We start from the raw sequence: 18,004 nt of genomic DNA on the forward strand, positions 1-18,004 counted from the left end.
ACGAGGGCTGCGATTATACACATTATTGCAGTCGGAAGAACCGCCGACTGGACGCCGGAACGAAAAGCAGGCAGAGCACCAGCATATCCGGCAGTTTTTGCATGACCAGCGCATGGAAAATCTCACGTCGCGACTCGCCCGGAATGCTGAACAGCTCAGGATAGCCATAGCCCAGCGAGGCGGCCCACAGATAGCTGGCGGCGGTCACCTGCGTGAGCAGATAGACCCAGCGCGCCCAGTTTCGCCCTTTGACCAGCGAAAACGCGCAGTAGATCTCGATAAACACCAGCACCAGGCTGCTTAAAAAGACCAGGGTCAGATTCCACGTCTGCACGCTGCGGTGAATGAATTCCCCGATGCCGCGCATGCCCAGCGTATTCAAAATCATCAGCACGTCCAGGCAGCGGATCATAATAATGGCGAGCGCCGCCACCTGAACCAGCGCAGGAACGTTAGGACGGGCGTGCGTAATACGTGATTTTTTTACTAATCCCAATGTTTTACTTCCCTGAAAAACAGTGCCGCGTCATGCGCGGCACATCACCGGAAATTTTAAATCCTTCAGCCGCGTCTTGCACGCTGGATATCGCGCACGCGCTGTTTTTCCGCGCGCGCCATCAAATACCAGGCGATAAATCCGACAATTCCGACCACGCCGAGGATGATAGAGGCCAGAGCGTTGATCTCCGGGTTCACCCCCATGCGCACGCTGGAGAAGACCAGCATCGGCAGCGTCGTCGCGCCCGGCCCTGAGACAAAGCTGGCGATAACCAGATCGTCGAGGGAGAGCGTGAACGCCAGCAGCCAGCCGGAGATCACCGCCGGCATAATCATCGGCAGGGTAATGATGAAAAAGACCTTTAGCGGCGTGGCGCCGAGATCCATCGCCGCCTCTTCAATGGAGCGGTCCAGCTCGCGCAGGCGCGAGGAGATCACCACCGCCACATACGCGGTACAGAAGGTGACGTGCGCCAGCCAGATGGTGAGCATGCCGCGATCCGCCGGCCAGCCGATGGCGTGCGCCAGGGCCACGAACAGCAGCAGCAGCGACAGGCCGGTAATGACGTCCGGCATCACCAGCGGGGCAGTGATCATAAAGGCGAAACCGTTTGAGCCGCGAAAACGCCCGAAGCGCACCATCACCAGCGCGGCGATGGTGCCCAGAACGCAGGCCATCGTGGCCGCCAGCGCGGCAATGGTCAGGCTCAGCCCCACCGCGCTCATCATCGCGTCGTCGTGGAACAGCTCGCTGTACCAGCGCGTCGACCAGCCCGCCCAGACCGTCACCAGCTTAGAGCTGTTGAACGAGTAGATCACCAGCATCAGCATCGGCGCATACAGGAAGGTGAAGCCGATAACGAGGATCAGAATGCGCCACGGGGAGCGTACTACCGGTAAGTTGTTCATCCGCGATCTCCCATCTGTTTCTGCTGATGCTTATGGAACCACATGATCGGGACGATCAGCAGAAGGAGCATGATAATCGCCACCGCCGACGCCACCGGCCAGTCGCGGTTATTGAAGAACTCCTGCCACAGCACGCGGCCAATCATGATGCTGTCCGGGCCGCCGAGCAGTTCCGGGATCACAAACTCCCCGACCGCCGGAATAAACACCAGCATCGACCCGGCAATGATTCCGCCTTTGGTCAGCGGGACAATCACGCTGAAGAAGGTCTTCAGCGGACGCGCGCCGAGATCGAGCGAGGCTTCCACCAGCGAGTAGTCAATCCGCGTCAGGGCGGTGTAAATCGGCAGCACCATAAACGGCAGATAGGCATACACAATGCCGATATAGACCGCAAGGTTGGTGTGCAGGATGGTCAGCGGCTGATCGATAACCCCAAGCCACATCAGAAAATTATTCAGCACCCCGTTGTTTTTCAGGATCCCCATCCACGCGTAAACGCGTATCAGAAACGAGGTCCACGACGGCAGGATCACCAGCAGCAGCAGGATGTTACGCGTTGACGGCTTGCTGTGCGCCACGGCCCACGCCAGCGGGTAGCCCATCACCAGACAGCAGAGCGTCGAGATCGCCGCCACCTGCAGAGACTGCAGATAGGCTTCGAAATAGAGCGGATCCTCGGTGAGCTGGAGGAAGTTGCCCAGATTCAGCGTCAGCGTCAGCTGCCCGTCGGCCCACTCCCACAGATCAGTATATGGCGGGATCGCCCGCGCCATCTCCGCCAGGCTGATCTTAAAGACGATCAGGAACGGCAGCAGGAACAGCAGGATCAGCCACACGTAAGGCATGGCGATTACCAGCTTGCGGCCGTGGTTCATCTTAAGGCGCGTCAGCCAGTGGGCAAAGCCGCCCGGTTTTTTGACGCGGGCTGGAGGTTCAAGTGTGCTCATGATCGCTCCTTATACCGTCAGCACGACGCAGCTGTCCGCGTCCCAGCACAGGCGCACTTCGTCGCCCCAGGTCGGCTGCCCCTTGCGGTAGCGATGTTCGTTCTGTAGCTGCGCGCTGAGCATCTGTCCGCTTTTCAGGCGCACGTGGTAAATGGAGAGATCGCCCAGATAGGCAATGTGCACCACTTCCCCGACGGCAAAGTTATAGCCATCGGCAGGCGGATCGTCACAGAGCATGATCTTCTCCGGGCGCAGCGCCACGTAGACCGGCACGTTATCCACCACCGAGCTGTCAGGATCGACCTTAAGCGGATGCTGCAGCCCCGGCGATTCGATGACCAGACCATCCTCCTGACGATCCTTCAGCAGCCCTTCGAAGACGTTAACCGAGCCGATGAACTCCGCGCTGTAGCGGGTGGTCGGATGCTCGTAAATCTCTTCCGGCTCGCCAATCTGCACGAACTTCCCGCGGTTCATGATCGCGATACGCCCGGCCATGGTCATGGCCTCTTCCTGGTCATGGGTGACCATCACGCAGGTCACCCCCACGCGCTCGAGGATATCGACCACTTCGAGCTGCATACGGTCGCGCAGCTTTTTATCCAGCGCGCCCATCGGCTCGTCGAGCAGCAGCAGTTTCGGGCGTTTCGCCAGGCTTCTCGCCAGCGCCACGCGCTGACGCTGACCGCCGGAAAGCTGGTGCGGCTTACGCTTCGCGAACTCCTGCATATGCACCAGGCTCAGCATTTCGGCCACGCGCGCGGTGATTTCGGCTTTCGGCAGCTTGTCCTGCTTCAGGCCAAAGGCGATGTTTTGCTCCACCGTCATGTGCGGAAACAGCGCGTAGGACTGGAACATCATGTTAATCGGGCGCTGATACGGCGGCACGCTGGAGAGATCCACGCCATCGAGCATAATTTGCCCGGCGGTAGGCTGTTCAAAACCGGCCAGCATACGCAGCAGGGTCGATTTACCGCAGCCCGATGCGCCCAGTAGCGCGAATATTTCGCCTTTATAGATAGTCAGGCTGACGTCGTCCACGGCATGCTGGCCATCGAAAGATTTGGTGAGGTTACGAATTTCAAGAAGCGGGGTCAGCGCTTTACGGACTTTCGCCTGCGGGCGGGGGATCGCGTCATTCACGGGGTGCTCTCCGGCATAGATCAATACTGGTGCAAACGCACCGTCTGGGTGCGCATCGCCGGGCGGCGCGAACGCTTGCCCGGCCTACGGGTTGTGTAGGCCCGGTAAGCGATAGCGCCACCGGGCAACATTACCAAACGCCGTTATTTACCGCTTTTCACCTTGGTCCACGCGCGGGTACGCACGCGGTCAATTTTTGGATCCTGAACCTTCAGGGTGAACAGCTTGGCGAACACGTCCGCTGGCGGATAGATTGCCGGGTTACTGCGGATCGCTTCACTCACCAGCGGCACGGAGGCCTTGTTACCGTTGGCGTAGTAAACGTGGTCGCTGATGTGGGCGATCACCTCAGGACGCATCAGGTAATTCAGGAACTGGTAGGCTTCGTCTTTGTTTTTCGCGTCAGCCGGCATGGCGAAGACGTCAAAGAAGGCCAGCGCCCCCTCTTTCGGAATGAAGTAGGACACATTCACGCCGTTTTTCGCCTCTTTCGCGCGGTTCGCCGCCTGCCACACGTCCCCTGCCCAGCCGATCGCCACGCAGATGTCGCCGTTCGCCAGGTCGTTGATGTACTGGGACGAGTGGAAATAGCGAATGTTTGGACGCAGCTTCAGCAGCAGATCGGTCGCCGGGCCGGTGTAATCATCGGCTTTATTGCTGTTCGGGTCTTTGCCCAGGTAGTTCAGCACGGTGGCGAAAATCTCTTCCGGCGCATCGAGGAAGGAGACGCCGCAGCTTTTCAGCTTCTCAAGGTTTTCCGGCTTCAGCACCACGTCCCAGCTGTCCAGCTTAACGTCCGGGCCCAGCGCGGCTTTGACTTTATCCACGTTGTAGCCGATACCGGTGGTCGCCCACAGGTAAGGCATGGCGTATTTGTTGTCAGGGTCGTGCTTCGCCACCAGCTTCAGCACTTCCGGATCGAGGTTTTTCCAGTTCGATAACTTGCTCTTGTCCAGCGGCTGGAAGACGCCCGCCGTCAACTGACGCTCCAGGAAGCTTGCGGAAGGTACGACCAGGTCAAAACCGGTGCTGCCTGCCATCAGCTTTCCTTCCAGCACTTCGTTGGAATCGAAAACGTCATAGACCACTTTAATGCCGGTCTCTTTTTCAAAATTAGCGACCGTGTCCGGCGCAATATAGTCAGACCAGTTGTATACGTGCAGCGTTTTTTGTTCCGCAGCGAGCGTGCCGGCAGAGACGGCCATCAGAGCACCCGCAACCAGACCCGATAACCATTTTTTATTCAAGGCGATCATAGTGTTATTCCTTCTGAAAGCTCGTTAACAAACGAACTAAACTGTGCAATCTGGATATATGCAAAAATCATGCATAGTTTGTCGCTCTGCTCAAAATAAAAAGAAACCTCTTTACCCGGCAGGATCCGCTCGCTTTTTTAAGCATCGCAAGAATAACTGTAGCCCGTGTCTCCGGCTATAGCCCAGACGAAAAAACGCCTTTTATCAATTTTTTATGCAGGTTAAGTCTACGTGATAAGCCGAAATGGCCTTGAGGGAGGTGAAAAATTCTTTAAAGAAAGGTTAAAGGCAGCAGAAAAAATGGCCTTCTGCAGCCGCTATGGCAGCGACTGCGCAAAAGTCAGACAGGCTTAGTGAAGAAAATTGGGAGATGCATCATTATTCTCAGCATCGTCTTCCGCGCTATACAGCAGATGATGTGCATTGGCTTCCATCATAACCATGGAAATTTGCTCTTCGCTCAGGCGCATAAACCAGGCGAACTGCTTGAACGACAGCCCTGCCCCGGAGAATAAAGACTGGCAAACGACCAGTTTAGGCAGATTATCGTCCTGTATATCGAGAAATGCTTTCACCGTCAAAGAACTGGCGTTGATAGCCGAGAGATCGGAGGCCAGCGCCAGCAGCGCAGAAGGCTTCACTTCGGCCAGCGCGGAAAAAAGAATCACGTCGTTAATCAGATCGATTTTGGCATCGAAAATGCCGTCGAAATTCTGCATATGAGGCAGATGCAGCGCCTGGCAGGAATCACATTCGAAGAAGGTGATCCCGGCATCATCAAGCCATTGACGTAACGTATCCAGTGTAGGTACGACCTGTAAATCCATCGCTGTGCAGCCTCTTTAGTAAAAACTTCGCATAGGGTACTCAAAAAGCGCCCGGTAATCCATTTAACCGCCCGTTTTCAGACAGTAACCCGGCGTGGCATGACGCTCGATCCATGAGATCATTTTACCTGCAATATCGACCCCTGTGGTTTTTTCCACACCTTCCAGCCCCGGGGAGGCGTTCACCTCCATCACCAGCGGCCCGCGTGTCGCGCGCAGAAGGTCCACACCCGCTACGTCCAGCCCCAGGGTTTGCGCCGCTTTCACGGCTATTTCCCGTTCGCGTTCGCTAATATCGGCTACCCGCGCAACGCCGCCGCGGTGAAGGTTAGAGCGGAAGTCGCCCTCTTTGGCCTGGCGCTCGATGGCCGCTACAACCTCGTTCCCCACCACGAAACAGCGAATGTCGCGCCCTTTCGCCTCTTCAATGTACTCCTGCACCAGAATGTGCGCATTCAGCCCGCGAAAGGCGTCGATCACGCTCTCCGCCGCCTGACGCGTTTCCGCTAACACCACGCCAATGCCCTGCGTGCCTTCCACCAGCTTGATCACCAGCGGCGCGCCGCCCACCATGTCGATGAGATCGCTGGTGTCGTCCGGTGAATGAGCAATGCCTGTGACCGGAAGATCGATCCCCTGTCGTGCGAGCAGCTGTAGAGAGCGCAGCTTGTCGCGGGCGCGGGAAATGGCGACGGATTCGTTGAGCGGATAGCTGCCCAGCATCTCGAACTGGCGCAGCGCGGCGGTGCCGTAGTAGGTAATCTGGGAGCCGATGCGGGGGATGACCGCGTCAAAGTGCGGCAGCTTGCGGCCTTTGTAGTGAATCGACGAGGCGGCGGGGTCGATATTCATATAGCAGGACATCGGGTCGAGGATCTCAACCTGATGCCCGCGTTTCGCCGCCGCTTCTCGCAGGCGCTTACATGAATAGAGCGTTCCGTCCCGGGACAATATGGCAATTTTCACCCTGCACCTCTCTGAAGACATGGAAAAAGCCTGCATATCATATACGCAGGCAGGCGCAGGAGGAATGGACTATCGCGTTGCCCAGCCCTGCTTGTGCAGATACTCAAGAATAAACGGGCGGTTTTCTTTGATGATGGTGCGGCGAATATGGTCCGTCCAGGTGTCGCGACGGTTATTGCTGCCGCGCGTCATGTAGTAGTTCGCCAGCTCTTCGTCGTATTGATTCAGGACATCCTGATCGACCGGCTGGTAATGGTTTTCATGCACCAGCATCGCGGCAGGAATGCGCGGCTTGAGATCCGGGTTGTCCGCCGGCCAGCCGAGGCACAGGCCAAACAGCGGCAGCACGTGTTTTGGCAGCTTCAGCAGGTCGGTCACGCTTTGAATGTTGTTACGCAGCCCGCCGATATAGACACCGCCTAACCCCAGCGATTCCGCGGCCGTAAAGGCGTTTTGCGCCATCAGCGCGGTATCCACCACGCCCAGCAGCAGCTGTTCGGCCAGCCCCAGCTCGGCCTCAGGGCAGATCTGCAGGTGGCGGTTAAAGTCGGCGCAGAACACCCAGAACTCGGCTGCCTGAGCCACATGCTTCTGCCCGCCGGTGAGCGTCACCAGCTGTTCACGCATGGCCTTATCGGTGATGCGGATAATCGAGCTGCACTGCAAAAAGCTGGAGCTGGAGGTGGCTCTTGCGCTGTCAATAATCGCATTACGCTGCGCCTCGGTAATCGGCTCATCGGTAAAGTGGCGAATGGAGCGGTGGGACTGGAGCAGGTCTATGGTTGGCGTCATCTTGTCTCTCTTTAGTCTTGCTTAATACGTATGGCAGCCAGTATAGGCAATGATGTGCGCGGTGTAATTGGCGAAACATAGCTCATAGATATTATAACGACAGGCGAAACCTTCTTTAATGACGGCGGGTTATGGGGCACTATACGTGTCATTCGCCGTCAGGCTTGTTTTTTGAGGAGAGAGAAATGTTTGCAGTAATTTTTGGTCGTCCAGGGTGCCCTTACTGTGTGCGCGCGAAAGAGCTGGCTGAGAAACTGACCGAAGAGCGCGATGACTTCAACTTCCGCTATGTGGACATCCACGCGGAAGGCATCACCAAAGCCGACCTGGAAAAAACCGTCGGTAAGCCGGTTGAAACCGTGCCGCAGATCTTCCTCGATCAGAAACACATCGGCGGTTGCACCGACTTTGAGGCCTACGCTAAAGAGCATCTGGGCCTGTTTGCCGAGCAGTAATGAAGAGACGCCCTCACCCTGAGGGCGTTTTTATTTGCGGTGCCGTCGGTGCTGAACCAGGCTGCGCACAAACAGATAGCACAGCGCGCCAAGCGCGCACCAGAATACGCCGCTCAGCAACCACGCCAGCTCCTGCCAGAAACTCCGCGTTGAAATATACATCAGGCGCATCATCAGCAGACACAGCGGTGCAGCGAGCATGGCGCCCAGCAGCGGCTTCACCACCTCCCCTTGACGGGAGAGAAAACTGGCGGCAGCCCCCGGCAACGTGAAGAAGAGCAACCCCAGCTCAGGATGCCCGGACGCCCTGAACGCGCCCTTTACATTAAATGCGAGCGACATGCACACGACCGTGAACAGCAAAAAACAGCTGATCACCCCCGCCCAGTTTCGTTTCATATTCAAACTATCCTCCTGACTTATCTCTATCAAATACACATTCGTCGGGTAGACGCCCAGTCAGATAAAGCAGTGCGGCAATCCATGCCAAAGTACGCACAGGGTGATGCGATAATCAGTAGCTGTCAGTAGCTAATGCGATTAAACTACACGCCAGCTAATGTTTTAGGGAATAAAGCAGGAAACAGGGAGCGTTAGCGCTTTTCCCTGATCCAGAAAACAGTAGCCCAAAAAGTCCTTTCATTCAACAACTTACTGGTAAACAAGAAGTTAGCCTCCGTGAATATAAACGTCGCAGACTTGTTAAATGGGAATTACATCCTGTTATTATTTGTGGTACTGGCGCTGGGTCTTTGCCTGGGTAAATTGCGTCTGGGTTCGGTTCAACTCGGTAATTCCATTGGCGTTTTAGTCGTCTCCTTATTATTAGGCCAGCAGCACTTCAGCATTAACACGGACGCGCTGAACTTAGGTTTTATGCTGTTTATTTTTTGCGTTGGCGTAGAAGCGGGACCTAACTTTTTTTCAATTTTCTTCCGCGACGGCAAAAATTATCTGATGCTGGCGCTGGTGATGGTCGGCAGCGCGCTGCTGATCGCGTTAGGACTGGGCAAACTGTTTAGCTGGGATATCGGGCTTACGGCCGGTATGCTGGCCGGCTCTATGACGTCAACCCCCGTGCTCGTGGGCGCCGGTGATACCCTGCGCCATTCCGGCATGGCGGGCGCGCAGCTCTCTACCGCCCTCGACCATCTGAGCCTGGGCTACGCCCTGACCTATCTGATTGGTCTGGTGAGCCTGATCGTTGGCGCGCGCTACCTGCCAAAACTGCAGCACCAGGATCTGCAGACCAGCGCCCAGCAAATCGCCCGCGAGCGCGGCCTGGATACCGATTCCAAACGTAAAGTCTATCTCCCGGTTATCCGCGCCTACCGCGTCGGACCGGAGCTGGTGGCATGGGCAGACGGCAAAAATCTTCGCGAACTGGGGATTTACCGCCAGACGGGCTGCTACATCGAACGTATCCGCCGCAACGGCATTCTGGCGAACCCGGACGGCGACGCGGTGCTGCAGATGGGCGACGACATTGCGCTGGTGGGTTACCCGGACGCCCACGCCCGTCTCGACCCGAGCTTCCGTAACGGCAAAGAGGTGTTCGACCGCGACCTGCTCGACATGCGCATCGTCACCGAAGAGATCGTGGTGAAAAACCATAACGCCGTGGGCCGCCGCCTGGCGCAGCTGAAGCTGACCGACCACGGCTGCTTCCTCAACCGCGTGATCCGCAGCCAGATTGAGATGCCTATCGACGACAACGTTGTGCTCAACAAAGGCGACGTGCTGCAGGTCAGCGGCGACGCGCGACGCGTAAAAACCGTTGCCGACCGCATCGGCTTTATCTCCATTCACAGCCAGGTCACCGACCTGCTGGCCTTCTGCGCCTTCTTCATTGTTGGCCTGATGATCGGGATGATCACCTTCCAGTTCAGCAACTTTAGCTTCGGCATCGGTAACGCCGCCGGTCTGCTGTTCGCCGGGATCATGCTGGGCTTCCTGCGAGCGAACCACCCGACCTTCGGCTACATTCCGCAGGGCGCGCTGAACATGGTGAAAGAGTTCGGTCTGATGGTGTTTATGGCGGGCGTCGGCCTGAGCGCGGGCAGCGGCATCGGCCACAGCCTGGGCGCCGTCGGCTGGCAGATGCTGGTTTCCGGCCTTATCGTCAGCCTGGTGCCGGTGGTGATCTGCTTCCTGTTCGGCGCCTACGTGCTGCGTATGAACCGCGCCCTGCTGTTCGGGGCAATGATGGGGGCCCGTACCTGTGCCCCGGCGATGGAAATCATCAGCGATACCGCGCGCAGCAACATCCCGGCGCTGGGATATGCAGGCACCTATGCTATCGCGAACGTACTGCTGACGCTGGCGGGTACGCTGATTATCATCATCTGGCCGGGACTCGGATAACTCCTAAGTTTGCGCGTAATGAAAAAATTTTTGTAACGCGCAGAACTTTTTTAGCAGGGGGCAGTCATAACTAGTGCCACTGCTTTTCTTTGATGTCCCCAATTTGTGGAGCCCATCAACCCCGCCGTTTTGGTTCAAGGTTGATGGGTTTTTTGTTGCCTGAAATTCCCCTTTCTGTAATCTGACCTTCTCTCTTCCCACCAAAACATATATGATTAAACGAATATGATCTAATCTACCCTCAGGAATCCCCATGCTCCACCCACTCCAGCTCTTCAAAATCCTCTCCGACGAAACGCGACTCGCCATCGTCATGCTGCTTCGCGAAACGGGAGAATTGTGTGTCTGCGATCTCTGCTCCGCCACCAACGAACCGCAGCCGAAAGTCTCCCGCCACATGGCCTTGCTGCGCGAGTCCGGGCTGGTTATCGATCGTCGCGAGGGCAAATGGGTCCATTACCGTCTCTCTCCCAACATGCCGGCATGGGCGGCAGCCGTTATCGACACCAGCTGGAACTGCCTGCGGGAAGAGACGCGCATGAAGCTGAAAAACCGACTCTCAGGCTCGTGCTGATCACAACACATTCACAAAAACAGATATAATGGAGTAAGCGATGTTTCTGGCAGGGGCAATTTTTCTGTTTACGCTGGTACTGGTCATCTGGCAGCCCAAAGGGCTCAGTATCGGCTGGAGCGCGACCATTGGCGCCGTGCTGGCGCTGGCCAGCGGGGTAATTCACATTAACGATATACCTGTGGTCTGGAATATCGTCTGGAACGCCACGGCGACGTTTATCGCCGTCATCATTATCAGCTTGCTGCTGGATGAGTCCGGCTTTTTCGAATGGGCGGCGCTGCACGTTGCCCGCTGGGGAAACGGTCGCGGGCGATTGCTGTTTACTTATATCGTGCTGCTGGGTGCGGCCGTGGCGGCGCTGTTTGCCAATGACGGCGCGGCGCTGATCCTGACGCCTATCGTCATCGCCATGCTGCTGGCGCTGGGGTTCAGCAAGCAGGCCACGCTGGCGTTTGTGATGGCGGCAGGTTTTATCGCCGATACCGCCAGCCTGCCGCTGATTGTCTCCAACCTGGTCAACATCGTGTCGGCAGACTTCTTTAAGCTGGGGTTCAGCGAATACGCCTCGGTGATGATCCCCGTTGATATCGCCGCGATTGTCGCAACGCTGGTGATGCTGCATCTCTTCTTCCGCAAGGAAATTCCACCGGAATATGACCTGGCGAAACTTCAGGAGCCCGCGCGGGCCATTCACGATCTCCCGACGTTCAGAACGGGCTGGATCGTGCTGCTGCTTCTGCTCGTCGGCTTCTTTGTGCTTGAACCTCTCGGCATTCCGGTCAGCGCCATCGCCACCGTCGGCGCGCTGATTTTATTCGCTGTTGCAAAACGGGGACATGCAATAAACACCGGAAAAGTGCTGCGCGGCGCACCCTGGCAAATTGTTATTTTCTCGCTCGGGATGTATCTGGTGGTGTATGGCCTGCGCAATGCCGGGCTGACGGATTATCTCACAGGCGTGCTGAATAGCCTGGCCGGACACGGACTGTGGGCCACCACGCTGGGAACCGGATTCATCACCGCGTTCCTGTCATCCATAATGAACAATATGCCCACGGTGCTGATTGGCGCGCTCTCCATTGAGGGCAGTACGGCGACGGGATTGATTAAGGACGCGATGATTTACGCCAACGTGATTGGCTGCGATCTGGGGCCAAAAATCACGCCTATCGGCAGCCTCGCCACCCTGCTCTGGCTCCACGTGCTGGCGCAGAAAAACATGACGATTACCTGGGGCTACTATTTCCGGACGGGCATCATCATGACGCTGCCGGTCCTGTTTGTGACGCTCGCCGCGCTGGCGCTACGTCTCTCCTTCACACTGTAATGAGCCACTGATATGAGCCACATCACCATCTACCACAACCCAGCCTGCGGCACCTCGCGCAATACGCTGGAGATGATCCGCAACAGCGGCACGGAGCCGGAGATTATCCTCTATCTGGAAACCCCGCCGTCGCGCGATAAGCTGACCACCCTGATTGCCGACATGGGCATTTCGGTGCGGGATCTGCTGCGCAAAAACGTGGAGCCCTATGAACAGCTCGGCCTGGCCGAAGATATCCTCAGCGACGACCAGCTTATCGACTTTATGCTGCAACACCCGATTCTGATTAACCGTCCGATTGTGGTCACGCCGCTGGGCACCCGCCTGTGCCGCCCGTCTGAATTCGTCCTCGACATCCTGCCGGACGCGCAGAAAGGCGCGTTTAGTAAAGAGGATGGCGAAGCCGTCGTGGACGCCAGCGGGAAAAAAATCGAACGCAGGTAAAACAGGCAGGGCGAGTGATGCCTAAGGGTTCCCCTCGCCCGCAATTCTCCCCACCATCGCCCGAATTTCCTCCCGGCTTAATGGCTCTCGGTCAGTCACATAGTGCAGCGTCATCCCTTCGATGAAGGCATCCAGCGCACGGGTGGTGACCGGGTCGAACCACTGCTCCAGCGTGGTCTGGCTCATTTTCATCCAGTCCTGCATCACCGTTTTGAGCGCCGCGCTGCGGTGCATAAAGGCGTAAAGCTGATACATCAGCGCCATGTTGTGCGGCATGGTCACCTGCGAGCTGTGGATCAGGGTGGTGATGGATTCACACGCCATCTCCGGCCCGGTGACGCCCGCGAAGAAATCCCGGTACTGCTGCGACATCTGCCGCGTAAACCACGTGAAGGCCTCCTCCAGCAGCGGCTCCATGCCGTCGAAATAGTAGGTCATCGACCCCAGCGGCACGCCCGCGCAGGTGGCGATTTTGCGGTGCGTGACGGCGTGAATCCCGTGTTCGGCAATGGTGTCCAGCGTCGCCTGGAGAATTTTTTCACGTCGATGCGGATCGTTCGGTGGTCTGCTCATAAATCCCTCACCTGGTTTGTGTACAAATGTACACAAACTTGCTAGTGTTGTCGCTACTGTTGTACTTCTGGTGCTACCCCAATGACGCTGACCTCTTCCCGCAACGCCCTGCGACTACGCATGTGGGCATTGTTTATGTTCTTCTTTATTCCCGGTCTGCTGATGGCCTCCTGGGCCACACGTACGCCCGCCATTCGCGATATTTTGTCCGTCTCTACCGCGGAGATGGGCATCGTGCTGTTCGGTCTGTCGATAGGCTCCATGAGCGGTATCCTCTGCTCCGCGTGGCTGGTGAAGCGCTTTGGCACGCGGGCGGTGATCCGCACCACCATGTGCTTCGCGGTAATTGGGATGATCGTGCTAAGCGTGGCGCTGTGGTTTGCTTCGCCGGTGCTGTTTGCCCTGGGGCTGACGGTATTTGGCGGCAGCTTCGGCTCGGCAGAGGTTGCGATAAACGTTGAAGGGGCGGCGGTCGAGCGCGAGATGAACAAAACCGTGCTGCCCATGATGCACGGCTTTTACAGCCTCGGCACGCTCGCCGGCGCGGGCGTGGGGATGGCGCTGACGGCCTTTGGCATGAGCGCGAATCTGCATATCCTGCTGGCGGCGCTGGTATGCATCATTCCGATCCTGACCGGCATTCGGGCGATCCCGAACGGTACCGGCAAGAATTCCGCTGAAGAACAGCATTCGACGGAAAAAGGGCTGCCCTTCTACCGCGATTTCCAGCTGATGCTCATCGGCGTGGTGGTGCTGGCGATGGCGTTCGCGGAAGGCTCCGCCAACGACTGGCTGCCGCTGCTGATGGTGGACGGCCACGGCTTTAGCCCGACCTCCGGCTCGCTGATTTACGCCGGGTTTACACTGGGGATGACCGTAGGGCGCTTCACCGGCGGCTGGTTTATCGACCGCTACAGCCGCGTGGCGGTAGTGCGCGCCAGCACCCTGCTCGGCGGCCTGGGTATCGCGATGATCGTCTTTGTGGACGTGGACTGGATTGCCGGGGTCTCGGTGATCCTCTGGGGTCTGGGCGCGTCGCTCGGCTTCCCGCTGACTATTTCGGCCGCCAGCGACACCGGCCCGGATGCCCCGACCCGCGTCAGCGTGGTGGCGACCACGGGCTACCTCGCCTTTCTGGTCGGGCCGCCGCTGCTCGGTTTCCTCGGTGAGCACTACGGGCTGCGCAGCGCCATGCTGGTGGTGTTAGGGTTGGTGATTATCGCGGCGCTGGTGGCGCGCGCGGTGGCAAAGCCGGAAACGGAACAAACGTCAATGGAGAAGGGATATGAGCGTTAAACTGATCGCCGTCGACATGGATGGCACATTCCTGAGTGATGCCAAGACCTATAACCGCCCGCGCTTTCTGGCGCAGTATGCGCGCATGAAGGAGCAAGGCATTCGCTTTGTGGTCGCCAGCGGCAACCAGTATTACCAGCTGATCTCCTTCTTCCCGGAGATCGCGCATGAAATTGCCTTTGTTGCCGAAAACGGCGGCTGGGTGGTCGATGCCGGGGAAGATGTCTTCAACGGCGAGCTGACAAAAGCGCATTTCAGCACCGTGGCCACCGTCTTAAATGACGTCCCCGGCATTGAGATTATCGCCTGCGGGAAAGGCAGCGCCTACACGCTTAAGACCTATGACGATGCCTTCATTGATATCGCGTCAAAATATTATCACCGCCTCGAAAGGGTGCAGGATTTCAACAGCCTGAACGACATCTTCTTCAAGTTCGGGCTCAACGTTTCCGATGACGAAATTCCGCGCATTCAGGCGCTGCTGCATGAAAAGTTAAGTGACATTATGGTGCCCGTCACTACCGGTCACGGCAGCATTGACCTGATTATCCCCGGCGTGCATAAAGCCAACGGCCTGCGGATCCTGCAAACGCGCTGGGGCATCGAGGACAGCGAAGTGGTGGCCTTTGGTGACAGCGGCAACGACGTGGAGATGTTGCGTCAGTCCGGGTTCAGCTTTGCGATGGCAAATGCCAAACCGCATATTAAAGCGGAGGCGCGCTTTGAAGCACCGCATAATAACGAGGAAGGCGTTTTAAACGTGATTGAGAAGGTGTTGAACGGGGAGGCACCGTTTAATTGACCGCATGCGGTATGGCAGCCTCGCCCCTCACCCTGGCTCTCTCCCCAAAGGGGAGAGGGAAAAAAGATTATGGTTGCAGGGCGTTTCCGACGCGTTTGTCCTTCAGGAACACCACCATCAGGCCAACCCACAGCACGCCGTTGGCGAGGTTAAACAGGCTGAACAACCCGTTGCCGCCCAGCGCGTAAGCGTGCTTGCTCACCTCGATACCGACGGTAAAAATCAGCATCTGCAGCATGCCCATCGCCGCAGAGACCGTACCTTTACTCATCTCGCTCGCAAACAGGGTCAGGCGCACCAGGCCAGCGTTCGCCACGCCAATTCCGAAGGCATAAATGCTCAGCCCCGCCGTCATCCACAGGTAGGCGTGGGATGACGCGACGGTCGCTACCGCCGCCAGAATCAGCCCTGCCGCAATCGGCCAGCCGCCCATGATAATCAGTGAACGCACGGTGCGGCGAGACGTCAGACGGGCCAGCAACAGGTTACCAATAATCAACGCGCCAAAGATCGGCACCTGCAGCAGGCCGTACTCGTAGCTGCTGAGCTTTTCACCGCTGATGATAATAACCGGTGACTGCGCGATCCACGCCAGCAGAGGCAGGCTAACGAATCCGGTCGCCAGCGCCCCCGCCACAAAGCGGCCATTTTGCAACACTGCTTTGTAATCCCGGCCCAGCTCTTTCAGCGAGAGTTTTTCGCCCAGACGGGTAGCCGTTTCCGGCATCGCGCGGTGCAGGCCGAAGAACGCGATGGCGGCGAGAACAGCAAAGAGCACAAACATCCCTTCCCACGGCGCAACGTGCACCCACGCGGCCCCCACCAGCGGCCCGAGTAAGGGGGCGATCAGCGCCACGTTAGCCATCAGCGCGGTAATTTTGATACACACCGCCTCCTCAAACGACTCCTGGATGGCGGCATACCCCACGGCGCCGATAAAGCACAGGCTCACCCCCTGCAGGAAACGCAGCAGCGTAAATTGTTCAATGTTTTGCGCCAGCAGCGTGGCGAGGCAGGTAACGATAAACCACACCACGCCCGTCAGCATCACCGGACGGCGGCCAATACGATCCGACAGCGGGCCTAACAGCCACTGCAAAAACATGCCGCCAGCCAGATAGGCGGTCATGGAGGTCGGCACCCACTCGATTCCCGCGTTGTACTGCGCCACCACGGCCAGCATACCGGGCTGGATCATATCGTTGCCGATATAGGTAGAGAATTCGTAGAGCACCAGACACAGAGGGAAAAGCAACGCCTGACGACCCAGACGTGAACCAGAAGAAGAACGGTTTAACATGCAATCTCTTTATAATGACAAAATCGCGACGAGTTTAATGAAATGCCGTAATCCGAGATAGTGATTTATCGAGGAGAAACAGAAATAAAGCACATATCGTCTTCGTTTAAGGTTTCCTTAAGTTGACAGATTTATGATAGCGCGATTACTCGTCACTGATCCCTAATTATGGCACTCACTTCCAGCCGTTCAGAATTGTCTAACTTACAGACTAATAAGACAAAACAACTTTACCGCTTACCGTCCCGCTTTTATGGTTATCAGCTTTTGGTGCTAGTAGCGCTTGCCGTGGTGTTTACGTGGCTATCGCGCGATGAAGCGCTCGACAGATGGATCACCGGTTTTTGGTATGACGCGGCGACACAGACTTTCCCGCTGCAGAAAGACCACCTGCTGGATCTGCTGAACCATCGTCTGGCGAAGTACATTGCGATTGCCTTAGGCGCCGTGGCGCTGCTTTACGGCGCTTACAAACGTAACGCAAGGCTTGTCACAGCCGCGCTGCTGATGGGGCTTGGCGCGCTGGTGGTCGGCGTGCTGAAAAGCATCAGCCACCACAGCTGCCCGTGGGATCTGGTGGAATATGGCGGTAAGGCCGTGTCTTACCCCCTGTTCAGCGCCGTTCCGGCAGACAGCGGTCCGGGCCGCTGCTTCCCGGGTGGCCATTCTTCCAGCGGCTTTATGGTGATGGGGCTGTTTTTTGCCTTCTGGCGCGAGCGTCCGCGTCTCGCCTGGAGCTTTGTGGTCCTTGGCGCGGTTCTGGGTCTGGCGATGGGCTTCGGCCAGGTGATGCGCGGGGCACATTTTTTCTCTCACAACCTGTGGGCCGGGTGGTGGGTCTGGTTTTCCCAGGTGGCGGTCTACGGGCTGGTTTCCACCCGGTTTGCAAAAGAGTGATTACGCTATGCTAGAGAATCTGAATTATCAGCTGTTTTATCTGATCAACGCCACCCCGGCCTCGCCAGAGTGGATGATTGATTTTGCCACCTTTCTGGCGAAAGACCTTATCAGCATCGTGCCTGCGCTGGCTGCCATTCTCTGGCTGTGGGGGCCGCGCAGCCAGGTTAAGGCACAGCGCCAGCTGGTGATCAAAGTCGCGATGGCGCTCGGGGTAAGCGTGCTGGTCAGCTATCTTCTCGGCCACGCATTCCCGCACGATCGTCCTTTTGTCGATCGCATTGGCTACACCTTCCTGCACCACGCGCCGGATGACTCTTTCCCGAGCGATCACGGTACGGTTATCTTCACCTTCGCGCTGGCTTTCCTGTTCTGGCATCGCCTGTGGTCGGGTGCGGTGCTGATGGTGGTCGCTGTGGCTATCGCCTGGTCGCGCGTCTATCTTGGCGTCCACTGGCCGCTGGATATGGTGGGCGGTTTCCTGGTGGGGCTGATTGGCTGCGTGAGCGCGGCTATCCTGTGGAATCTCTTCGGTGAGGCGCTCTACCGCGGGCTCTCTTCGCTCTATCGCGCCATTTTTGCCATCCCGATCCGTAAGGGCTGGATACGTGACTAATCCCAACCGGAC

20 protein-coding genes are annotated in these 18,004 nt (G+C 57.4%); 9 read left to right on the forward strand and 11 right to left on the reverse strand.

The window, feature by feature from the left end:
* Positions 1-22 precede the first annotated feature (22 nt).
* The 8 genes from A6013_RS03690 to nfsA form a co-directional block, all read right to left on the reverse strand.
* On the reverse strand, positions 23-496 hold the full coding sequence (locus A6013_RS03690; RefSeq protein WP_069732574.1) for a YbjO family protein: 474 nt from the start codon (positions 494-496) through the stop codon (positions 23-25).
* A gap of 65 nt (positions 497-561) precedes the next feature.
* Positions 562-1,407 (reverse strand): putrescine ABC transporter permease PotI, encoded by an 846-nt coding sequence (gene potI / locus A6013_RS03695; RefSeq protein WP_028012508.1) that lies wholly within the window; start codon positions 1,405-1,407, stop codon positions 562-564.
* The gene (gene potH / locus A6013_RS03700) at positions 1,404-2,357 is read right to left on the reverse strand and encodes a putrescine ABC transporter permease PotH (protein ID WP_041910674.1); all 954 of its coding nucleotides are present in this window, start codon (positions 2,355-2,357) and stop codon (positions 1,404-1,406) included. The genes potI and potH overlap by 4 nt, the downstream gene beginning before the upstream one ends.
* A gap of 9 nt (positions 2,358-2,366) precedes the next feature.
* Entirely contained in the window at positions 2,367-3,500 is a 1,134-nt protein-coding gene (gene potG, locus A6013_RS03705; RefSeq protein ID WP_045630953.1) for a putrescine ABC transporter ATP-binding subunit PotG, read from the reverse strand.
* A gap of 143 nt (positions 3,501-3,643) precedes the next feature.
* Positions 3,644-4,756, reverse strand: a complete 1,113-nt coding sequence (gene potF / locus A6013_RS03710) for a spermidine/putrescine ABC transporter substrate-binding protein PotF (protein WP_041910676.1) — start codon at positions 4,754-4,756, stop codon at positions 3,644-3,646.
* 350 nt (positions 4,757-5,106) lie between these two features.
* Entirely contained in the window at positions 5,107-5,583 is a 477-nt protein-coding gene (locus tag A6013_RS03715; RefSeq protein ID WP_003858385.1) for a YbjN domain-containing protein, read from the reverse strand.
* A 63-nt stretch (positions 5,584-5,646) separates the two neighbouring features.
* On the reverse strand, positions 5,647-6,549 hold the full coding sequence (gene rimK, locus A6013_RS03720) for a 30S ribosomal protein S6--L-glutamate ligase (protein ID WP_028012504.1): 903 nt from the start codon (positions 6,547-6,549) through the stop codon (positions 5,647-5,649).
* Between the two features lie 69 nt (positions 6,550-6,618).
* Positions 6,619-7,341 (reverse strand): nitroreductase NfsA, encoded by a 723-nt coding sequence (gene nfsA, locus A6013_RS03725; protein WP_028012503.1) that lies wholly within the window; start codon positions 7,339-7,341, stop codon positions 6,619-6,621.
* Between the two features lie 185 nt (positions 7,342-7,526).
* Here nfsA and A6013_RS03730 point away from each other — a divergent pair, with 185 nt between their 5' ends.
* A complete protein-coding gene (locus A6013_RS03730) occupies positions 7,527-7,796 on the forward strand; it encodes a GrxA family glutaredoxin (protein WP_028012502.1) in 270 nt (89 codons plus the stop codon).
* Between the two features lie 30 nt (positions 7,797-7,826).
* On the opposite strand, the gene A6013_RS03735 is transcribed toward A6013_RS03730, so the two are convergent.
* Entirely contained in the window at positions 7,827-8,195 is a 369-nt protein-coding gene (locus tag A6013_RS03735) for an inner membrane protein YbjM (protein WP_080339193.1), read from the reverse strand.
* Between the two features lie 279 nt (positions 8,196-8,474).
* Between A6013_RS03735 and A6013_RS03740 the strand changes: the two genes are divergently transcribed.
* The 4 genes from A6013_RS03740 to arsC all read left to right on the forward strand — a co-directional run bounded on the left by A6013_RS03740 (position 8,475) and on the right by arsC (position 12,508).
* Positions 8,475-10,160, forward strand: coding sequence for an aspartate:alanine antiporter (locus A6013_RS03740; protein WP_069732575.1), 1,686 nt, complete (start codon positions 8,475-8,477; stop codon positions 10,158-10,160).
* Positions 10,161-10,413: 253 nt separating this feature from the next.
* Positions 10,414-10,734: a metalloregulator ArsR/SmtB family transcription factor gene (locus A6013_RS03750; RefSeq protein WP_069732577.1), complete on the forward strand. Its 321-nt coding sequence runs from the start codon at positions 10,414-10,416 to the stop codon at positions 10,732-10,734.
* Between the two features lie 40 nt (positions 10,735-10,774).
* Complete coding sequence (locus tag A6013_RS03755) at positions 10,775-12,064, forward strand: arsenic transporter (RefSeq protein ID WP_069732578.1); 1,290 nt, start codon at positions 10,775-10,777, stop codon at positions 12,062-12,064.
* 12 nt (positions 12,065-12,076) lie between these two features.
* Positions 12,077-12,508: a glutaredoxin-dependent arsenate reductase gene (gene arsC / locus A6013_RS03760; protein WP_069732579.1), complete on the forward strand. Its 432-nt coding sequence runs from the start codon at positions 12,077-12,079 to the stop codon at positions 12,506-12,508.
* A gap of 21 nt (positions 12,509-12,529) precedes the next feature.
* On the opposite strand, the gene A6013_RS03765 is transcribed toward arsC, so the two are convergent.
* Positions 12,530-13,081 (reverse strand): TetR/AcrR family transcriptional regulator, encoded by a 552-nt coding sequence (locus A6013_RS03765; RefSeq protein ID WP_069732580.1) that lies wholly within the window; start codon positions 13,079-13,081, stop codon positions 12,530-12,532.
* 81 nt (positions 13,082-13,162) lie between these two features.
* Here A6013_RS03765 and A6013_RS03770 point away from each other — a divergent pair, with 81 nt between their 5' ends.
* Together A6013_RS03770 and A6013_RS03775 are read left to right on the forward strand one after the other, a co-directional pair.
* Positions 13,163-14,377, forward strand: a complete 1,215-nt coding sequence (locus A6013_RS03770) for an MFS transporter (RefSeq protein WP_069732581.1) — start codon at positions 13,163-13,165, stop codon at positions 14,375-14,377.
* Positions 14,367-15,179: a Cof-type HAD-IIB family hydrolase gene (locus A6013_RS03775; protein ID WP_028012490.1), complete on the forward strand. Its 813-nt coding sequence runs from the start codon at positions 14,367-14,369 to the stop codon at positions 15,177-15,179. Before A6013_RS03770 ends, A6013_RS03775 begins: the two co-directional genes overlap by 11 nt.
* A 67-nt stretch (positions 15,180-15,246) precedes the next feature.
* Here the strand turns inward: A6013_RS03775 and A6013_RS03780 are convergent, their stop codons facing one another.
* Positions 15,247-16,479, reverse strand: a complete 1,233-nt coding sequence (locus A6013_RS03780; protein ID WP_069732582.1) for an MFS transporter — start codon at positions 16,477-16,479, stop codon at positions 15,247-15,249.
* Between the two features lie 168 nt (positions 16,480-16,647).
* Here A6013_RS03780 and A6013_RS03785 point away from each other — a divergent pair, with 168 nt between their 5' ends.
* Positions 16,648-17,376, forward strand: coding sequence for a phosphatase PAP2 family protein (locus tag A6013_RS03785; protein ID WP_047368172.1), 729 nt, complete (start codon positions 16,648-16,650; stop codon positions 17,374-17,376).
* Between the two features lie 7 nt (positions 17,377-17,383).
* Positions 17,384-17,992, forward strand: a complete 609-nt coding sequence (gene ybjG / locus A6013_RS03790) for an undecaprenyl-diphosphate phosphatase (protein ID WP_028012487.1) — start codon at positions 17,384-17,386, stop codon at positions 17,990-17,992.
* Positions 17,993-18,004: the final 12 nt, after the last annotated feature.

The sequence above is a fragment of the Enterobacter sp. IF2SW-B1 genome (assembly GCF_001743375.1).
Taxonomy (GTDB): Bacteria; Pseudomonadota; Gammaproteobacteria; order Enterobacterales; family Enterobacteriaceae; genus Enterobacter; species Enterobacter bugandensis.